Source organism: Corynebacterium segmentosum (assembly GCF_900637825.1).
GTDB classification, from domain to species: Bacteria; Actinomycetota; Actinomycetes; order Mycobacteriales; family Mycobacteriaceae; genus Corynebacterium; species Corynebacterium accolens.
Genome location: NZ_LR134408.1, coordinates 241023 through 259269, shown reverse-complemented (window position 1 = coordinate 259269; position 18247 = coordinate 241023). Strand labels below are relative to the sequence as shown.

The following is an 18247-nucleotide window of genomic DNA, read 5'->3' as shown; positions in this document are numbered from 1 at the left end:
CAGGTGGCACGACTCAATCTCAAAGCAATCGAAGAACGCATCAAGCCCCTTGCCGGGCAGGATGACTATGACCGCGAGTTCATCTTTGATCTCATGCTCGCATACGGTCGCTCTAAGGGAAATATCACGCGCCTGCGCAATGGCTCGCTCAACATTGCTGAGGACCCAGAGCACGAGGTAGCCCAGAAAAACATCGTCTACTTCCGTGAGACCACCGGTGATCTCCTCGAAGAACTTGAACGCCTGCGCGTTTCCCCCACGGTGGTGAAGTTTGCCACCCGCTTTGTCATCGTCACCGATTACACGGAGATGATCGCGTACGACCTGAAGACTAGGGAGAATCGTACCTTTCCTCTGCGCGAAATTGATCAGCATTTCACCTTCTTCTTACCTTGGGCCGGCATGGAAAAGGCCCAGTACACCGCCGAATCCCACGCGGATGTTAAGGCCGCAGAGAAGATGGGCACGCTATTCGATGAGCTTGCTTCCGCGAACCCCAGCATCATGAAAGACCCTGAACAGCGCCACGGTCTGAACGTATTTTTCACCCGCCTGCTGTTTTGTTACTTCGCCGAAGACACCGGCATCTTTGGGGAGAACCAATTCACCAATGCGGTAGGCTCGCACACGCTGGAAGATGGCTCCGACACCGCCGATTTCATCCGCGACATGTTTGCCGCCTTGGATGAGCCAGACCCAACGAAAAAGCCCAGCCACTTGGCTAACTTCCCTTATGTCAATGGACGGCTCTTCCGCGCCGACGCCCATCTAACGGTGCCGCGCTTTTCCCCCAAAGCCCGTGAGATGCTCATCGAGCTAGGCCGCCAGATTTGGCTCGACATCAACCCAGACATCTTCGGCTCCATGTTCCAAGCAGTCGTTGCACCAGGCAAGCGCTCCAACTTGGGCCAGCACTACACGTCAGTGCCCAACATCCTCAAGACCATCGAGCCACTATTTATGGATGATCTCAAAGAGGAATTCGACAAAGCCTACGACAGCACCAATAAGCTGGATAAGCTGCTCAACCGCATCGCCCACATCAAGGTCTTCGACCCAGCCTGTGGTTCCGGCAACTTCCTCGTTATCGCGTACAAAGAACTTCGCCGCCTCGAGCACGCCATCCTCCGGCGCCAAAGCGAACTCGGTTCCAACCATGCCCTGTTCAACGAGTCCCGCATCAACATCGAGAACTTCTACGGCATCGAGATTGATGACTTCGCCGTCGAGGTGGCGGTGCTTTCCATGTGGATTGCCAAGCACCAGATGAACCGCGAGTTCAAAGAACAATTCGGCATTTCCATCCCCCTCATCCCGCTCAAGGAAACCGGCCAAATCCACGCCGGCAACGCCACCCGCATTGATTGGAACGATGTCTGCCCTAATAACGGAACAGATGAGATTTACGTTATCGGAAATCCACCCTATGGCGGATTTAGTGGTATGAGCGACAGGCAAAAGGAAGACTATCCCGTCGCATTAGACGGGGTGGCTTATTCAAAGAAAATGGATTACGTAGGCCTGTGGCTCTACAAAGGAAGCCGATATATTTCGCACACTCAGGCAGAGCTAGCATTCGTATCCACGAATTCCATCTCCCAAGGTGAACATGTCTTATTCATAGACCCATTTTTAAAAGATGCCGATGTAGAAATCTCCTACGCTTATCCATCATTTAAATGGGAAAACAACGCAAAAAAGAACGCTGGTGTTACCGTCGTAGTTATTGGCTTGCGTCCTAAGGTTAACAAACCAAAATACCTATTCGTAGATGGAATGCGACAGCATGCCGACAACATCAATCTCTATTTGACCGACGCACCCGACACTTACCCAAGTAAACGGAAAACGCCACTTTCGCCTATTGAACAAATGGTCTTGGGGAGCGCCCCTAAGGACGGCGGCTACTTACTGCTCTCTCCTACCGAACGGCATGAACTACTCGATTCATATCCAAGTTCCACCAAATGGATCCATAAATACATCGGATCTGCGGAGTTTATCAAGGATGAAGCTCGCTTTTGTCTTGTAATTCCAGACAAAGATCTTAGTGAGGCCAAAGGCATTCCACCTGTGAACCTAAGTTTGGAGCGGGTAACCTCCACCAGGCTTCAAAGCAAAAAGATTGCTACCCAGAAGCTTGCGGCCGTTCCACACCACTTTGGCGAGTTTCGCTACAAACCAACCGACTCGATCATTGTTCCAAGCGTTTCCTCAGAACGTCGCGAGTACATTCCGATGGGATACCTCGGTCCGGATACTGTTATCTCAAACGCCGCATTCGCCATCTACGATGCAGAACCGTGGCTATTTGCGCTGCTCACCTCTCAGATGCACATGGCATGGACCAGTACTGTGGGTGGAAAGATGAAGACAGATTACCGGTACTCCAACACCATTGTGTACAACAATTTCCCCGTCCCTGAACTTTCTGAACGTCAGAAGCAGCGCTTGACTGAATTGGCCCTCCGGGTGCTCGACGTACGCGAATACCACTGCGATAAGACACTGGCGCAGCTCTATGATCCGGACTTGATGCCGGATAACCTGCGCCAAGCACACCTCGAGGTCGACGAGTACGTGGACTCGCTGTACTCCAAACGCACGTACGAGACTGACGAGGATAGATTGTCCGACCTATTTGCTAGGTATGAAGAGATGATTGCCGCAGAAGAAGCGGCCAAGCCTAAGAAGAAAACACGCAAGCGGAAGAAGTAGTACACGATATGGGCAAGCACTCCCGAGACAACCTGGTCAATGTTGAATACGCGCAGGCGGGGACATCGGTAAGCACCGATACCCTTGGCATGCGAGAGATGCAGCGTCGCGTTTACGAGGAACGTGATGCTGAATACCTGCTGATTAAGGCGCCACCGGCTTCGGGTAAGTCGCGTGCGTTGATGTTCGTCGGCTTGGACAAGCTCTTCAACCAGGGGCGCGAGAAGGTCATCGTTGCAGTACCGGAACGCTCGATTGGTGGCTCTTTCAATGACACCGAGCTGAAGAAATTCGGTTTCTTCGCCGACTGGGAAGTTAAGCCAGAGAATAACCTCTGCAGTGCCGGAAGCTCCTCCAGCAAAGTTGACGAGTTCATTCGGTTCCTCAAAGGCAATGACTCGATTCTGGTGTGTACACACGCGACTCTTCGCTTCGCGTTTGAAAGGCTCACTCCTGAGGACTTCAATGGCACGGTGCTCGCCATCGACGAATTCCACCACGTTTCCGCGGACTTGGATAACAGCCGTCTGGGCAAGCTGCTGCGCGATGTCATGAATGGTTCCGACGCTCACATCGTAGCCATGACGGGTTCCTACTTCCGCGGCGATGCCGTTCCTGTTCTGCTTCCTGGTGACGAAGCAAAGTTCACCCCGGTGACGTTCAATTACTACGACCAGCTCAATGGCTATGAACACTTGAAATCTCTGGGCATTGGCCACCACTTCTACCAGGGTCGATACACCGATACGGTCCATGAGGTCCTTGACCTGGATAAGAAGACCATCGTCCATATCCCGAGCGTAAACTCTGGTGAATCTACGAAGGATAAGATCGAAGAGGTCGGTCTCATCCTCGATGTCATTGGTGAGCACGTGGGAGTGGAAGAAGACACCGGAATCATCCTCATGCGCCGCCGTGACAATGGGGAGATTCTGCGCGTTGCAGACTTGGTCGATGACACCGACCAGAAGGCCCGTGCACGCACCCTTCTCTACCTCACCGAGACTGCTTCCAAGAAGCGAGATGCTGTCGACATCATCATCGCGCTTGGGATGGCCAAAGAAGGCTTTGACTGGCCGTTTGCGGAGCACGCCCTCACGGTGGGTTACCGCGCTTCGCTGACTGAAATCATCCAGATTATTGGACGCGTGACGCGCGACTCTGAGGGCAAGAACCACGCGCAGTTCACGAATCTCCTCGCCGAGCCGGACGCAGCTCAGAGTGAGGTTACGGTGTCAGTCAACAACATGCTCAAGGCAATCACGGCCTCGTTGCTCATGGAACAAGTCCTGGCGCAGAACTTCGACTTCAAGGCTAAGTCTGGTTCCGATGACAGGAGCGAACCAGGAACGCTCAAGATCGATGGGTTGAAAGAACCTTCCACCGATCGCGTCCGTCAAATCATTTCGACCGATCTTAATGATTTGAAGGCAAAGATTCTCCAGGACGATACTTTCGAGCGTGCTGCAGTGGGCAATGTAGATGCGGAAACAACCAACAAGGTCCTCATCCCGAAGATCATTCGCGCGCAGTACCCTGAGCTTACGCCTGACGAGGTAGAGGAAGTTCGCCAGCGCGTAGTCGTCGATTCCGCTATCAAGACTGGTGAGGTCCGCGAAGTAGGCGATCAGCGCTTTATCAAGATGGCTAACCAGTTCGTCGACATTGATGATCTCAACATCGATCTCATCGACAAGATCAACCCCTTCCAGAGGGCGTTTGAGATTCTGTCGAAATCGGTGACACCAACGGTTCTGCAGCTTATTGCTGATTCTATCTACACCAATAGGCTCGATATTTCTCTCGAAGAGGCCATGGAGCAATTCCCGAAAATCCAGGCATGGATGAAAGCAAACAGGCGCAAGCCTGAGCGTCGCGCCGAAGACGCTGAAGAGCGCCAACTCGCTGACGCGTTGTTGGTCATACAAAAGGCTGCTAACGAGCGAAAAGCTGAGAAGGCAGCACAAGCTCAGCCCGTTAACAACGAGTTCGAAGGATAAGTCCTATGAGTGAAAAAACCGATAATGATGCTGTAGATCCTTCCGTCCTAGAACAGCTCGATGCGCTCATTGACGCGGACACGGAAGGGCTGCTGGAGCTTCCTGAGAAGCCTAAGCCGGTAACGGATGTCGACCGGCTGACCAAGGCATTCCGCGAAGTCTCAGAGTTCTACGCTGAGCACGGACGCGAGCCTGATCCGGACACGATGGATATTTCGGAGCGAAAACTCGGCGCACGTCTTGTAGGGATCAGGGCCAGCGACGAAAAAATGGGAGCACTCAAAGACGTGGATGAGCACGGCCTACTCACCGCATCTAAGCCACCCAGTTCCTTGGACGAGCTACTGGAATCAGATGAGCTCGGCATCGTCAGCGACATTCCCGACATCTTTGACACCTCATCGCTTCCGGTACGGAAGAGCCCAACAGATGACGGTCAGCGCGCAGTAAGAGTGAAAGCCGAGGATTTTCAGTCCTTTGCAGAACATTTCAGGGCCAAGCACACAGGCCTATCAGATGGCTCGTGGGGGCTTACGAACTTCGCGGGCGAGCACACCATCCGCGAGGGCCGATTCTTCGTCATCAACGGCATAATGTGCTTCGTCGCTGAAGTACGGGATCCAGACACCCAGCATGCCGAAGAAAAGCCGCGGCTGCGAGTCATCTTTGAAAACGGTACTGAATCGTCGATGTACCGCGAGTCACTGGCCAACCGCCTCTACGAGACCGGTGGTCAGGCGCTTACCCGTACCTCGATGGACGCGACGGAGATCGGCGACGCGGATGAGGAAACGGGCTATATCTACGTCTTGCGTTCCCTTAGCGATAACCCAGAAATTACCTCTCTTGAGAATTTGTACAAGATTGGTTTTTCTCGTGGCCCAGTTGAAAAGCGCATCCGCGGTGCCGAGAAGAGCCCAACGTATCTAATGGCACCCGTGGAAATCGTAGCCAGCTACCGGGCATATAACCTCCGCCCATCGGCCCTCGAGCACCTGATTCACCGCGTCTTTGATTCCGCGCGGCTCAATGCGTCCGTCATCAACGCCGCTGGGCTTTCCGTCGAAGCAACGGAGTGGTTCATGGTTCCGCTCAAGGTCATCGATGAGGCAATTGAACTCATCATGTCTGGGGACATCATCAATTACGTCTATAGCCCCTCAGCCGGCGAGCTGGTGGTGAACACTTCTTCAAAGTGAGGGCTTGGCTTCAGCCCCGAGTGATTAGGCCACTCCTCCACAGAACTGTGTGAGCATAGGATGACGCTGGGGAGGCATCGACAAGCGCATGCTCCTCCCCTTGTACGCCTCCCTCAGCCTGTTAAGTGCATGGAAGAGACAAGCTATTTACTGGGACGTCCGGCGGGCACCGCAATTGCCACCTGGAGAAAGCATAAAATCGTTTGCGTCCACTAGCGTGGTGTATCTGTAGCCCGTGGTAAGCCTCAGGCCGGTGCAGAAGGAATTAATTGCCCGGAAAAATCAATAACCTCGGCGATTTACTCCCACTTTCGTAGTGCAGGGATCGTTCCGAGGCTTTCAAGATAAAGTCTAGCGTTTCCATAATGAATAATCCAAGATCGACCATAGAATGGGTCTTGACCCAGGAAAGTGGACACGTCTGGAGTTAGAGCCGACTTCCAGTGGGCCTGCTTTAGGCAAAATATTTGGCGGCTTTGCGCTTTCTTTCTCCAGCTGGCATCCGTTCGGAATCATTCGCCGCTTGGGCTTTATCCTGCAGGGCTTTCGTGCGGGCACGTTTGCCGGTGCCGTACTTGGTGACCCATGAATGTAGCGAGGCACGGTTGATGCCGAGCTCGGCTGATGCTGAGTTCAGCGAGAGGTCCACATTGTTCTCATAGAGGGCCATGGCATCGCGCTTGAACCGTTCGGAATACCTGGACATGGTGGTAGATTATCTTTTTCCCAGCCCGACTGGACTCGATATCAGCGGTCCACCAAACAGGGGTCAGGACCGCTCTACTACGTGTCCACGATTCGCGGGCACCCCACCGGGGGTATCCCACCAAAGTAACCATCATCGTTGCAACAACCACTAGAATCCAAGGAGATCCGTAAAACAGCGAGAATCCCAGCGTGTACTAGGGCACATTAAGTCGTCGCTCCGAATACAACACACATCGTGGCACACTCTTAAAACCTGAGGTTATGCCGGCGAAGAAACTGCAAATTCGAGATGCAAGGTATAGAAAAGGCTTCTGCAGCGTCCGGTATCTTAATCCTCTTCTCTTTTGATGCGGCTGGGGTCTCGTTGGTCAGAATAGTAAACCGCTTTGCGTGGGCACTCGCCACCAACCATGAATCCGCGATGTTCAGGAACTGTCGCACTTCCTGAGGATTGTATGCAGGCTGTCTGTCCACTCGTGCCCATTTAGCTACAGCTCGATAACTCTCTATTTCGTCGTCACGACGTATCCAACAATCCCGAGGAACTGTCTTCTTTAACCACGATGATTTATCATCCTCATGTATGAGAATTTCCTCACAAACTTTTTCGTGAAATAAGAACTTCCCCCTTTCGACAAAGGATTCAATGGCCCGCCAATAACTGGGAAAACTATCTGGGGGATAGGTTCTGAAACCGTTGATGACGATGTTCGAGTCGACCAAGTACATAACTAGACCAATGCTCCAGGGGTAATCCCTTGAAGTTGACTGACTAGGCTCTCTAGCGCGGAGGCCTTCGGAACACCTAATCGGCGTGATGCCTCTTTACGAGAGATGCGCCCTTCTGCAAAAGCATACGTTACCGTGTCTGAAAACCTCTGCCCGAGTCGAGAGGTGATGTTACTGTAATAGTTTCCTCCTCTGTTTGAATTTTGCCTTTGGTTCGTCAATGGTTCGCCAGACAGGTAATGGAGGGCGTCCAAGCGAGTGATGGCACCATTGTCGGATAGCGTCCAGATGGCAGTATCTCGGCTAACGCCATATTGTCGATACGCCGTTGTCACGTAGTCCTCCAAGTTCTGAGACTGATTGAACAGATCTAAAGCGCTAGCCGTTGGGAGAATAAACTCGGAAGCGAAACTATTGCACCACCTTTCGACACGACGGTGTTCGTTCCTCTCGCCCGAAATTCCCGCTTCGCCCAAGAGGACATGCCCCAGCTCGTGAGCCAAACTAAAGAGCTGGGCAACTGCAGCATCTGAGGTGTTGATGAAGATAAGAGCGTATCCCTTTTTGAGAAGGGTAAAGCCTCTGAACTCCTCAATATCAAGCTTTCGACTTGTACTGTTGCCAACGACAGAGCTACGCATGACCAGAACACCGAGAGATTCAATCGCATCCCTGAGAATCAAAGCTCGGTCTCGGGTGCCGTCTTTTTTCCCAGGGAACCAGTCGACTTCTTCTAAGACCGCCCTAGCTGCTTTTTTGCTGTCATCCTCAAGACTATATTTCCCACAAACCGCTGGGGCTTCTTCGCCCATTTCAGTTACGAAATCGGAATACCACGCTAGTGCGGACTCGGAGTTGAGAAGAACTTCTTCCAAATCAGGACTGTAATCAATCCGTTCTCCGCTTTTGACAGTTCTGAAGTCGGCGACTTTTACACTGTCGTCTACAGGCTCATCTAGCAATAGATACCCAAACGGTATCCGTGCCCGTTTAGCTAGATTTTCCGCTTGGTTGAGCGTGGGGTTCTTCTCTCCTTCGAGCCATTTGTCGACGAACTTAAAGCCGGCAATTTCTTTAAGGTGCTCGACTGGAATCCGTGTACGTTCCACAGCCCATGAAAGAACGGAAGGAGCGATTTCAACATGTACCATCAAATTCCTTCCTAGGTTACATCTGGGGTCGGGGTAAACGTTTCACGTGATCATTTAGAGAATACTTATTCTGCCTATCTTTGACGTTGGACCGTATTTTATCTCTCGTCCCATTTTCTTCCTAGTTCGGGTGTGATGTCATACCCCTGTTGTCCTAACCGATAGCAGATAGTTCGGGCGGTGAGCGATCGGGGGACTTGACCGCGGAAAGTGGACACGTCGGGGATTAGGGCCGATCACCAGTGGCCTGCTTTAGTTAAAATATGTGGCGGCCTTGCGCAGGATGTCACATTCTTCGCGCAGTTGTGCTTTTTCTTTTTCTAACTGGCGGATCCGCTCGGCATCATTCGCCGCTTGGGCTTTATCCTGCATGGCTTTTATGCGGGCACGTTTACCGGTGCCGTACTTCTTGACCCATGAATGCAGCGACGCACGGTTGATACCGAGCTCTGCTGATGCTGAGTTCAGCGAAAGGCCCTCATTGTTCTCATAGAGGGCCACGGCATCGCGTTTGAACTGTTCGGAGTATCTGGACATGGTGGTAGAGTACCAATCTTGCCAACGCGACTGGGCTGCATATCAGGTGTCCGCCAAACAGGGGCCAGTGAAAGCTGAGCAGATCCGGGGTGTGGGGCAGCTGGGGCATCGGAAAGCACATGCTCCCCGTCAAAACAGGAACAGCCCCGCCTCCTGGCATGTTCTCAATGCTATTGGAGGTGGGGCTGGAGGTGCTTTAAGAGCGAATACTAGTTAACTCGGCCGGTTTCCTTGCGGTACTGGCGGTAGTAACGGCGTCCATAGTGGATGGTGCCGGCGGCGGCGATGGCCACCACAACCAAGGAAATGACGCCGATGGCGATGGTCAGGCCGTAGTTGCCTTCACCTGCGGTGCCCAGCGGGGTATCCCAGACGCCGAGGCCCCAGATGAGGATGCCGGCTGCCGGCAGGCAAGACAGGATCAAGCCCATGCCGACCCACGTGGAGGTGCGGAGAAGGGAAGAGTGAGGAGCTGCGAAGGATACTGGGTCGTAGCCTTCGATGTAGTTGTCCTGAATCTTGCCGGAGAACTCCGGATACGTTTCGCTCTGGTAGTCAGCAACTACGTGGGTGTTATCGCTCATGGCGGAGTCTTTCTGTCTTTCTCTCGTTCCTAGTATTCCTACGGAATAACTCTAGCTTAGTCGTCCTTGCCACGGAAAGCAGCACGTGCACGTTCGCGGGTAACGGCAGATACTGCGGTCAGTGGGACGCCCGCCGGGCAGACATCGGCGCACTCACCGTAGAGGGAGCAGTGGCCGAAGTTGGATTCCAAATCAGCAACCATGTTGCGGGCACGGCTGCCGCGCTCTTCCTTACCCAGCGGCATCATGGACAAGTGAACCAGCTTGGCGCCGGTGAACAGGTGTGCCGCACCGTTCGGGCAGGCAGCAACGCAGGCACCGCAACCAATGCAGGCTGCGTGGTCCAGCGAGTACTCGGCGGTCTCGTGGTTGATGTGCATGGTATCGGCATCCGGTGCGGTGCCGGCATCCATGGATACGTAACCGCCCTGCTCCATCACGTGGTCCAGTGCGGAGCGGTCAACCACCATGTCCTTGATGACGGGGTACGCAGCGGAGCGGAAGGGCTCGAGCTGAATGGTGTCGCCATCGTTGAAGTTGAACAGGCGCTGCTGGCAGGCAGGGGTGTTCTGGCCCGGGCCGTGTGGGCGACCGTTGACGGTCAAACCACAGGTACCGCAGATGCCCTCGCGGCAGTCAGAAGCGAAAGCGAACGGTTCTTCGCCGCGCTCAACATAGCCGTCGTTGACGTGGTCCAATAGCTCCAGAATGGACATCTGCTCGGAGGCATCATCCACCTGGACGGTTTCGAATTTACCTTCCTGGGTGGGTCCGGCTTGACGCCAGATCTCAAGTGTCAATTTCATTACTTGTAGTTCCTTGTCATCAGCGGGATCGAGTCAAAGTACAGGGGTTCTGCGTGGCGGATGAACTCGTTCTTGTTCGCGCCCGGCTCCCAGGCGGAAACGAAGCACCAGTTTTCATCGTCACGCTCGGCTTCGCCTTCTTCAGAAAGGTGATCTTCGCGGAAGTGAGCGCCGCAGGACTCATCGCGGTCGAGGGCGTCGATGCACATGAGCTCACCCAGGTCCAGGTAATCGGCAACGCGCAGGCCGTATTCCAGGACTTGGTTCATGTCATTCGCCTCACCAGGGATGCGGACGTTCTTCCAGAAGTCATCGCGCAGCGCGCGGATCTTCTCGATGGTGTCCTTCAGGTCATCGACGTTACGGGACACACCGCAGCCGAAGTACAGCAGGTCACCCAGCTGGCGGTGGTAGTGGGACGGACCGTGCGGGTCATCGCCGTGGACCTGCATCAGCTTATCGATGCGCTCCTGGGACTTCTGCACGGCTTCCTGTGCCTCAGCGGAATCCTCGGCCAGCTTGTCCTCATTGAGGTGGTCAGCCAAGTAGTTCGGGATGGTAAACGGCAGGGTGAACCAGCCATCAACGGAAGCCGAAAGCAGGGAGTTAGCGCCCAGGCGGTTAGCACCGTGGTAGGTCCAGGAGCACTCACCGGCGGCGAAGAGGCCGTCAATAGAGGTCATCTCGTTGAAGTCGGTCCACAGGCCGCCCATGGTGAAGTGGCAGGTAGGAGCGATGCGCATGGGGGTCTCGTACGCGGACTCACCAATGGCCTCTTCATACATCTGAATGAGGTTGGAGTAACGCTCGCGGATCTTATCCTTACCCAAACGTTCGATGGCGTCGCGGAAGTCAAGGTAGACCGAGTTCTTCAGCGGTCCAACGCCCAGGCCCTTGTTGATCTGCTGGGAAATTGCACGGGAGGCAACGTCACGGGGAACCAGGTTGCCGAAGGCCGGGTAGCGGCGCTCCAAGAAGTAGTCGCGCTCTTCCTCCGGAATGGTGTTCGGGTCGCGGTCGTCGCCCTCTTCCTTGGGCGACCAGATGCGGCCATCGTTACGCAGGGACTCCGACATCAAAATGGTCTTGGACTGCCAGTCAGAGTTGACCGGCAGGCCCGTCGGGTGAAACTGCACGAACGCCGGGGAAGCCAGATAAGCGCCCTTGTCATAAGCGCGCATCATGGCGCTGGCGTTGGAGTTCTTCGCCAGGGTGGACATGTGGTAAACGTTGCCGTAACCACCGGTACCCAGGATGACGGCGTGGCCGGTGAAGGCCTTGAGCTCACCGGTAATCAGGTTGCGGGTGACAATGCCGCCCGCGCGCTTCTTGCCGTTGTCCTCATAGGTGATGATGTCCTGCATATCGTTGTGGGCAAAAAGCTCCACATTGCCCAGGCCGATCTGACGGTACAGTGCAGAGGTCGTGGACAGCTGCAGCTGCTGACCTGTTTGGCCACGGGTGTAGTAGGTACGGGAGACCTGCACACCACCGAAGGAACGGGTGGCCAAGGTGCCGCCGTATTCACGGGCGAACGGGGCGCCGATGGCGTTCATGTGGTCGATAACACGAACGGACTCGTTAGCCAGGCGCCAGCAGTCAGACTCGCGGCAGCGGTAGTCGCCGCCCTTTACGGTGTCCTTGGTGTGGCGGTACGCGGAGTCGTTATCCACCTTCTTGGCGCGGGAGGCGTTGACACCACCCTGCGCAGCAATGGAGTGCGCGCGGCGCGGGGAGTCGTGGTAGGTGAAGACCTTGACGCCGTAGCCCAATTCACCAAGGGCTGCCGCAGCAGCACCCGCGGACAAGCCGGTACCTACAACGAGGACCTCGAACTTGCGGCGGTTCAGTGGGGAGACCAGGTTCATGTGGTCAACGTGGTGAGCCCACATATCCTTCATCGGCACGCCGTGCGGTTCCTGGGATTCCAGGATATTACCAGCGGAGACGCCCTCAACGATGGACTTTGGGTGCGAGAAGTTGGGGTGTTCACGCTTGAGTTCAGTAGTAGTCATGGGTTCCTATCTCCTTTAGCTGACCAAGCCCAGGGCAACGGACAAAGGCATAACGATGTTGCCGATGCATACAACGGCCGGGATGATGTAGGCCAAGACCAAGAAGGTCTGACGCCATTTGGCACCGGTGATACCCAGGTCAGATGCGGCGAGGCGAATGCCGTGGGTCAGGTGCAGGAAGAGGCAGCACATTGCCAGCACGTAGAAGATGGTGACCGGCCAACGGCTAAAGGTTTCGATCATATTGGCCTTGACAGAGCCTTCAACGAAGCCCTCTGGGGCCATCGGCTGTACACCCAAGGTGAGGTCCAGCAGGTGGAAGATGATGAAGAGCAGCAGCACGACACCGGTTACCAGCATGGACTTGGTGGCGAAGGAATCCAGGCCACCCATCAGGTTGGTGCGCTTGAACTTTCCGCGGGATGCCTTGGAGCGAGAAGCCAAGGTAAAGGCACCGTAGATGTGGGCAAGGATTGCCACGATCAGCACGATGCGGATGATCCACAGGGCAGAGCCATGCGGCAACAGCGGTTCACCCATAGAGCGCAGGAACTCGCCGTACTCATCCAGGGCGGGCTCACCGTTGTGTGCCGGCATGTACAGCTTCAGGTTGCCGGCCATGTGGCCGACGACGAAAAGCGCAAAGAGCAAACCGGTAACGGCCATGATGAGCTTCAGTACCCACGATGGCGTTCCGGGCTGCTGACGAATTGGTTCATTAGTGATGTGGCCGTGAGCGATTGCCTCACGGTCCGGATTTCTTAAAGTCATGACACCTCCATAGTCGTACTTACCTTAACTGGGCTTAACCGCTGGTTACTAGTTATTTTCGAGCGGCCAATTGCTCCTGGTTCGCAAGCGCGACTAGGCGGTGAGATCTTTTAGGTAAGGGTATCCTGAGAACAAGAATGCGAAAACGCTGTTACCTTGGGTACCTTCATTTCCGCAATGCAGATGTTTCATATTTGTAGCCCAAATTGTGAGCTTCGCCACTCCATGTTGCGCAAGTGATTAACCCACCCCTTTATGTGTCAAACTTTCGCATGAAACCCCACAAACAGCGTGTCCAGGTAGCGAAGAGTCTTCACAAAATTTTCGCCATAAAGATGCACAGCCGCGCTCGCTACTAGTAACCTTTGGCGCATGAGTAAGACGTATGTGGGATCTCGCCTTCGCCAGCTTCGCCGCGAACGCGATCTCAGCCAAGCCTCCCTAGCTGGCGCCCTCGGCCTTTCCGCTAGTTACGTCAACCAGATTGAACACGACGTCCGCCCGCTGACGGTGCCGGTGCTGCTGCGCATTACCGAGGTCTTTGGCGTCGACGCCACGTTTTTCTCCCGCGACGATGATTCCCGCCTCCTCGCGGAGATCCAGGACGTCATCCAAGACAAGGAGCTCTGCCCCTCCCCGGTGGAGCTCCAGGAGCTATCGGAGCTGGTATATAACCACCCCACCGTTGCCCGCACGCTTGTCGATGTACACCGTCGCTACCGCAATGTGCGCGATAAGCTGTCGCTGGCTACGGACACGAGACGGACATCGGAAAGCGCCGCCGCCTTATCCATGCCGCACGATGAGGTGCGCGACTTCTTCTATGCCCGGCAGAATTACCTGGACGGGCTGGACCATCACGCGGAGGAGCTCGCCGGTGACCTCGGCGTTTCCGGGTTCGGCATTCGCGATACTGAGCAGGCGCTGGCGAACCGGCTGCGCGAGGAACACGGCGTAGAAATCGAGCTCACGGCGCAGATGGATGGCACGCTGCACCGCTTTGACCGCGAGAGCGGGAAGTTCACGCTCGCCTCGCGCTTGAGCGAGGGCCAACGCGCCTTCCGCATGGCCGCCGAGCTCGGCCTGCTCGAGGCCCAGAAGCAAATCTCCGCGCTCGTGGCCGATGAACCCTTTACCTCTGATGCCTCCCGCAGCCTGGCGCAACGCGGCTTGGCCAGCTACTTTGCAGCCGCCACGCTCATGCCCTATGCCATGATGCACAGCGAGGCCGAGCGCGCCGGCTACGACGTGGAGTATCTGTGCCAGGTCTTCGGCGTGGGATACGAGACGGTCGCCTCCCGGCTTTCCACCCTGCAGCGCGATAACTTGCGCGGCGTTCCGTTTACCTTCGTGCGCGTGGATCGCGCCGGCAATATGTCCAAGCGGCAATCCGCCACCGGCGTGCACTTTTCCAATAATGGCGGCACCTGCCCGCTCTGGAATGTCTATGAGACCTTCACCCGCCCGGGGGTCATCTCGCGTCAGCTGGCGCAGATGCCTGATGGGCGCAACTACCTGTGGATTTCCCGCGCCGTGCAGCACCACCAAGGGCGCTACGGCGATACCAATAAGCTCTTCGCCATTGGCCTGGGCTGCGAGGCCCGCCACGCCGATCGCACGGTTTATGCAGACGGCCTCGACCTCACCAATCTCCACGCCGCCACGCCCATCGGCCCTGGCTGCCGTACTTGCGCGCGCGAAAACTGCTCGCAGCGCGCTTTCCCGCCCATTAACGAGGCGATCGATATCGATATTCACCGCTCGGCGGTCGCGCCTTACTAGCTGGGCTTTTAGCTGCACACAGCGAAACGGCACCGCGGTCCTCCTTTCTGGAGAACGCTGCGGTGCCGTTATGCGGTATAGGGGACGCTTGTTTAGAGGTTGATCATGTGGCCGCTGATACCCTCGGCGGCTTCCTTCATGGCCTCAGACAAGGTCGGGTGGGTGTGTACGTTGCGGCCGATTTCCTCAGTGGTCAGGTCGAAACGCTGCGCCAAGGTCAGCTCTGGCAACAGCTCCGACACGTTGGAACCCACCATGTGTCCACCGATGAGCTCGCCGAACTCGCCGTCAGCAATAAGCTTCACAAAGCCGGCGGTCTCATTCAGGCCGGCTGCCTTACCGTTTGCGGAGAACGGGAAGGTAGCAACCTTGATGTCCTTATCAGGGAACTTCTCCTTGGCTGCCTCTTCGGTGTAGCCGAAGGATGCGACCTGCGGGTTGCAGAAGGTGGCTCGCGGCATGTTGTTGTAGTCACCCAAGAGTTGGGTTTCTGCATCAGCAATGGTTTCTGCCGCTACAACGCCCTGTGCCTCTGCCACGTGTGCCAGCTGCAGCTTCGCGGTGACGTCACCGATGGCGTAAATGTGGTCAACGTTGGTGCGCATGCGGTCATCGATGTCGATGGCACCGCGCTCAGTCAGCTCAACGCCGGTGTTCTCAAGGCCAAAGCCCTCAACGCGCGGAGCGAAGCCGATGGAAATCATGGCGCGATCCACGGTCAGCGTGTCCTGCTTGGAACCATCCTTGGATTCCACCTCAACGGTGACATCGTCGCCGTTGTCCTTCACAGAGGTGGTCTTGTAACCGGTCAGGAGCTTCACGCCGAGCTTCTTGTACTGCTTGGCAATCTCCTTGGATACGTCCTTGTCCTCATTCGGCAGGACGCGGTCCATGAACTCCACGATAGTGACGTCCACACCGTAGTTGGCCAGCACATAAGCAAACTCCATGCCGATGGCGCCGGCGCCCACAATGACCATGGACTTCGGTGCTTCCTCGTTCAGGATCTGCTCTTCATAGGAAACGATATTGCCGCCCAGCTCAACGCCAGGCAGGGACTTGACCACGGAGCCGGTAGCGATGATGCAGTCATCGAAGGTAACGGTCTTACCTTCATCATCGCCCTCAGTAATCTCAATGGTCTTATCGTCCTTGAAGGAACCCAGACCGTTGATCTCGGTGATCTTGTTCTTCTTCATCAGGTAGTGAACGCCCTTGACGATGCCCGAAGAAACCTTGCGGGAACGCTTGTGGGCCACACCGAAATCAAAGGAAACATCGCCGGAGATGCCAAAAGCCTTCGCCTCGTGGTTGAAGGTGTGGGCAACCTCTGCATTCTTCAGCAGCGACTTGGAGGGAATACAGCCTACGTTGAGGCAGACTCCGCCCCAGTACTGCTTTTCAATAACAGCGACTTTCTTTCCAAGCTGAGCTGCGCGGATGGCGGCAACGTAGCCGCCAGGGCCCGCACCGAGTACTACTACGTCATAATGTTCGTTAGTCACGCCCTACAGGATACGTAACTTTCTCCTCATTGTCGCGTAATTGGTCACACTTGGGGGCACCCCACCCCATGCGGCGGTGAGAAGAAGGAAAGGGCCCTGCGAAGGGAGGCATCGGCAAGCAGCAGATGCACCCCCGCAGGGCCCTTGAGGCTTCGCAGGTTTAGATCAGGTGAAGGGAAACCAGCAGCTTGGAGTAGGCCTCCAACGCGGAGTGGATGAAGGGGCCGAGGAATTCGTTGATGGAAACGAGGACGGTATCGAAAACGTTCATTGAGGTTCTTTCTTTTGTTGGAGCGCACGTGCACAATCGCACTGCTTAGCTTTTCACACTAAAAGCACTAACGCAGCCATTTCTGCTGGCGTTACAGCTGCGCCGCGACTTCTTGGGAGATTATGACACACAAACCTCTATTGTCACAGTGTTTGTTATTATTAACAAAGGTACAGGCGTATAGAGCACCGCTTACCCCCGCTCATGCCCCAAATCGGCCTAGGTCTTTACCGGCGGGCATTTATTGGGCACTATAAATGGCGATATCTATATGGCTAAACACTGAATATACTTCCTCAATATGCCGATTTTTCGCGGCCGAAGTATAGTTATCGAGTCCACTCCCTACAGGAAAGAAGCACCATGAAGCGTCTCAATTCTGTCCTCGCGGCAGCTGCGGTTTGCACGGGCTTGGCTTATGCCCCCGTGGCAGGCGCGGCCGAGCTGACCCCGCAGCAGGTGGCGGGCGATGCCGCACAGTCCACGATTTCCCCGCTGGAGCCTACCCCGGAAATCGAGGGTAAGTCCTGGTACAAGAAGTACAAGGATGACGCGCGCGTTGAAAAGCTCGAGGCAACCTCGCCGGCGATGAACGGCCGGAAGATTCCTTTGGCCGTCGTCCGCGCCCAGCATGAAAACCGCCCGACCGTGTACCTGCTCAACGGTGCAGGCGGCGCGGAACAGGACATGGATTGGCTGAAGCTTTCTGATGCCGTTGACTTCTACCACTCGAAGGACGTCAACGTCGTTGTCCCGCAGGCCGGCGCTTTCTCCTACTACACCGACTGGATCTCTGAGCCGAATTCGGGCTTCCTCCAGGGGCCACAGAAGTGGGAGACCTTCTTGACCAAGGAGCTGCCGGGGGCCATCGAGAAGCACATCAATGCCGATAACCACCGCGCCATTGCGGGCATGTCCATGTCCGCAACCTCCTCCCTGCTGCTGGCACAGCACAACCAGGGCTTCTACGACGCCGTTGGTTCCTTTGCAGGTTGCGCGGCTACCGCGTACCCCATTGAGCGCCAGGGCGTAGAGCTGACCGTTGGCCGCGGCGGCGGCAGCGTGGACCAGATGTGGGGCCCGCTGGGTTCTCCCACCAACCGCTATAACGACGCCATGATGAATGCCGAGAAGCTGCACGGCACCGAGCTGTACGTGTCCTCCGGCTCTGGTCTGGCTAGCGAGGAAGACACGTTCTCCTACATCCAGTCCAAGGGCTACAACCCGCTCCAGGCAGCGCAGGGCTCCGCTACCCTGCAGGTTGAAGGCGGCGCCATCGAGGCCGGGGTGAACTACTGCACCCACAACTTCAAGGCCAAGCTTGACCAGGCTGGCGTGCCAGCAACCTTTAACTTCCGCAATACCGGAACCCACTCGTGGCCACACTGGAACCAGGATCTGAAGGATTCCTGGCCAGTATTCGAGCGGGGCTTCAATAGCTAAATTTAGGCTGCGCGCAACGGGCGGTAGG

Annotated in this window: 13 protein-coding genes and 1 pseudogene; 5 read left to right on the top strand and 9 right to left on the bottom strand. The window is 55.7% G+C overall.

Annotated features, from left to right (window positions below; all coding sequences use genetic code 11):
* The first annotated feature begins 3 nt into the window (after positions 1 to 3).
* From EL217_RS01285 to EL217_RS01275, 3 genes are read left to right on the top strand one after another with little or no spacing between them, the layout of a single operon-like run.
* Positions 4 to 2718 carry a DNA methyltransferase gene (locus EL217_RS01285; RefSeq protein ID WP_126318141.1) on the top strand — a complete coding sequence of 905 codons (2715 nt, stop codon included), beginning with the start codon at positions 4 to 6 and terminating at the stop codon, positions 2716 to 2718.
* Positions 2719 to 2726: 8 nt separating this feature from the next.
* Positions 2727 to 4718 carry a DEAD/DEAH box helicase gene (locus EL217_RS01280; protein ID WP_126318139.1) on the top strand — a complete coding sequence of 664 codons (1992 nt, stop codon included), beginning with the start codon at positions 2727 to 2729 and terminating at the stop codon, positions 4716 to 4718.
* Between the two features lie 5 nt (positions 4719 to 4723).
* Positions 4724 to 5917 carry a GIY-YIG nuclease family protein gene (locus EL217_RS01275; RefSeq protein ID WP_126318137.1) on the top strand — a complete coding sequence of 398 codons (1194 nt, stop codon included), beginning with the start codon at positions 4724 to 4726 and terminating at the stop codon, positions 5915 to 5917.
* Between the two features lie 558 nt (positions 5918 to 6475).
* Here the strand turns inward: EL217_RS01275 and EL217_RS11450 are convergent.
* The 8 genes and pseudogenes from EL217_RS11450 to EL217_RS01235 all read right to left on the bottom strand — a co-directional run.
* A pseudogene (locus tag EL217_RS11450) lies at positions 6476 to 6623 on the bottom strand (transposase); the annotation flags it as partial.
* A gap of 248 nt (positions 6624 to 6871) precedes the next feature.
* Positions 6872 to 7354 carry a DUF4411 family protein gene (locus tag EL217_RS11445; protein WP_126318133.1) on the bottom strand — a complete coding sequence of 161 codons (483 nt, stop codon included), beginning with the start codon at positions 7352 to 7354 and terminating at the stop codon, positions 6872 to 6874.
* Positions 7355 to 7356: 2 nt separating this feature from the next.
* Positions 7357 to 8505, bottom strand: a complete 1149-nt coding sequence (locus tag EL217_RS01260) for an ImmA/IrrE family metallo-endopeptidase (RefSeq protein ID WP_232018402.1) — start codon at positions 8503 to 8505, stop codon at positions 7357 to 7359.
* Between the two features lie 252 nt (positions 8506 to 8757).
* Complete coding sequence (locus EL217_RS01255; protein ID WP_126318129.1) at positions 8758 to 9042, bottom strand: transposase; 285 nt, start codon at positions 9040 to 9042, stop codon at positions 8758 to 8760.
* A gap of 209 nt (positions 9043 to 9251) precedes the next feature.
* Positions 9252 to 9626: a hypothetical protein gene (locus tag EL217_RS01250; RefSeq protein WP_005276566.1), complete on the bottom strand. Its 375-nt coding sequence runs from the start codon at positions 9624 to 9626 to the stop codon at positions 9252 to 9254.
* 56 nt (positions 9627 to 9682) lie between these two features.
* Positions 9683 to 10432, bottom strand: a complete 750-nt coding sequence (locus EL217_RS01245; protein ID WP_126318127.1) for a succinate dehydrogenase/fumarate reductase iron-sulfur subunit — start codon at positions 10430 to 10432, stop codon at positions 9683 to 9685.
* The gene (locus tag EL217_RS01240; protein ID WP_126318125.1) at positions 10432 to 12447 is read right to left on the bottom strand and encodes a fumarate reductase/succinate dehydrogenase flavoprotein subunit; all 2016 of its coding nucleotides are present in this window, start codon (positions 12445 to 12447) and stop codon (positions 10432 to 10434) included. Before EL217_RS01240 ends, EL217_RS01245 begins: the two co-directional genes overlap by 1 nt.
* Positions 12448 to 12462: 15 nt before the next feature.
* Positions 12463 to 13218 (bottom strand): succinate dehydrogenase cytochrome b subunit, encoded by a 756-nt coding sequence (locus EL217_RS01235; RefSeq protein ID WP_023030021.1) that lies wholly within the window; start codon positions 13216 to 13218, stop codon positions 12463 to 12465.
* Between the two features lie 372 nt (positions 13219 to 13590).
* On the opposite strand from EL217_RS01235, the gene ramB reads away from it, so the two are divergent.
* Positions 13591 to 15000 (top strand): acetate metabolism transcriptional regulator RamB, encoded by a 1410-nt coding sequence (gene ramB, locus EL217_RS01230; protein WP_126318123.1) that lies wholly within the window; start codon positions 13591 to 13593, stop codon positions 14998 to 15000.
* A gap of 92 nt (positions 15001 to 15092) precedes the next feature.
* Here the strand turns inward: ramB and lpdA are convergent, their stop codons facing one another.
* Positions 15093 to 16505, bottom strand: coding sequence for a dihydrolipoyl dehydrogenase (gene lpdA / locus EL217_RS01225; RefSeq protein ID WP_005276561.1), 1413 nt, complete (start codon positions 16503 to 16505; stop codon positions 15093 to 15095).
* Positions 16506 to 17139: 634 nt separating this feature from the next.
* Between lpdA and EL217_RS01220 the strand changes: the two genes are divergently transcribed.
* On the top strand, positions 17140 to 18219 hold the full coding sequence (locus EL217_RS01220) for an alpha/beta hydrolase (RefSeq protein WP_005276560.1): 1080 nt from the start codon (positions 17140 to 17142) through the stop codon (positions 18217 to 18219).
* Positions 18220 to 18247 lie beyond the last annotated feature (28 nt).

Coding starts and splice junctions, on each gene's coding strand:
- ramB (WP_126318123.1), top strand. CDS start 13,591: ATGAGTAAGACGTATGTGGGATCTCGCCTTCGCCAGCTTCGCCGCGAA.
- EL217_RS01280 (WP_126318139.1), top strand. CDS start 2,727: ATGGGCAAGCACTCCCGAGACAACCTGGTCAATGTTGAATACGCGCAG.
- EL217_RS01255 (WP_126318129.1), bottom strand. CDS start 9,042: ATGTCCAGATACTCCGAACAGTTCAAACGCGATGCCGTGGCCCTCTAT.
- EL217_RS01245 (WP_126318127.1), bottom strand. CDS start 10,432: ATGAAATTGACACTTGAGATCTGGCGTCAAGCCGGACCCACCCAGGAA.
- EL217_RS11445 (WP_126318133.1), bottom strand. CDS start 7,354: ATGTACTTGGTCGACTCGAACATCGTCATCAACGGTTTCAGAACCTAT.
- EL217_RS01235 (WP_023030021.1), bottom strand. CDS start 13,218: ATGACTTTAAGAAATCCGGACCGTGAGGCAATCGCTCACGGCCACATC.
- EL217_RS01240 (WP_126318125.1), bottom strand. CDS start 12,447: ATGACTACTACTGAACTCAAGCGTGAACACCCCAACTTCTCGCACCCA.
- EL217_RS01220 (WP_005276560.1), top strand. CDS start 17,140: ATGAAGCGTCTCAATTCTGTCCTCGCGGCAGCTGCGGTTTGCACGGGC.
- EL217_RS01260 (WP_232018402.1), bottom strand. CDS start 8,505: ATGGTACATGTTGAAATCGCTCCTTCCGTTCTTTCATGGGCTGTGGAA.
- EL217_RS01250 (WP_005276566.1), bottom strand. CDS start 9,626: ATGAGCGATAACACCCACGTAGTTGCTGACTACCAGAGCGAAACGTAT.
- EL217_RS01275 (WP_126318137.1), top strand. CDS start 4,724: ATGAGTGAAAAAACCGATAATGATGCTGTAGATCCTTCCGTCCTAGAA.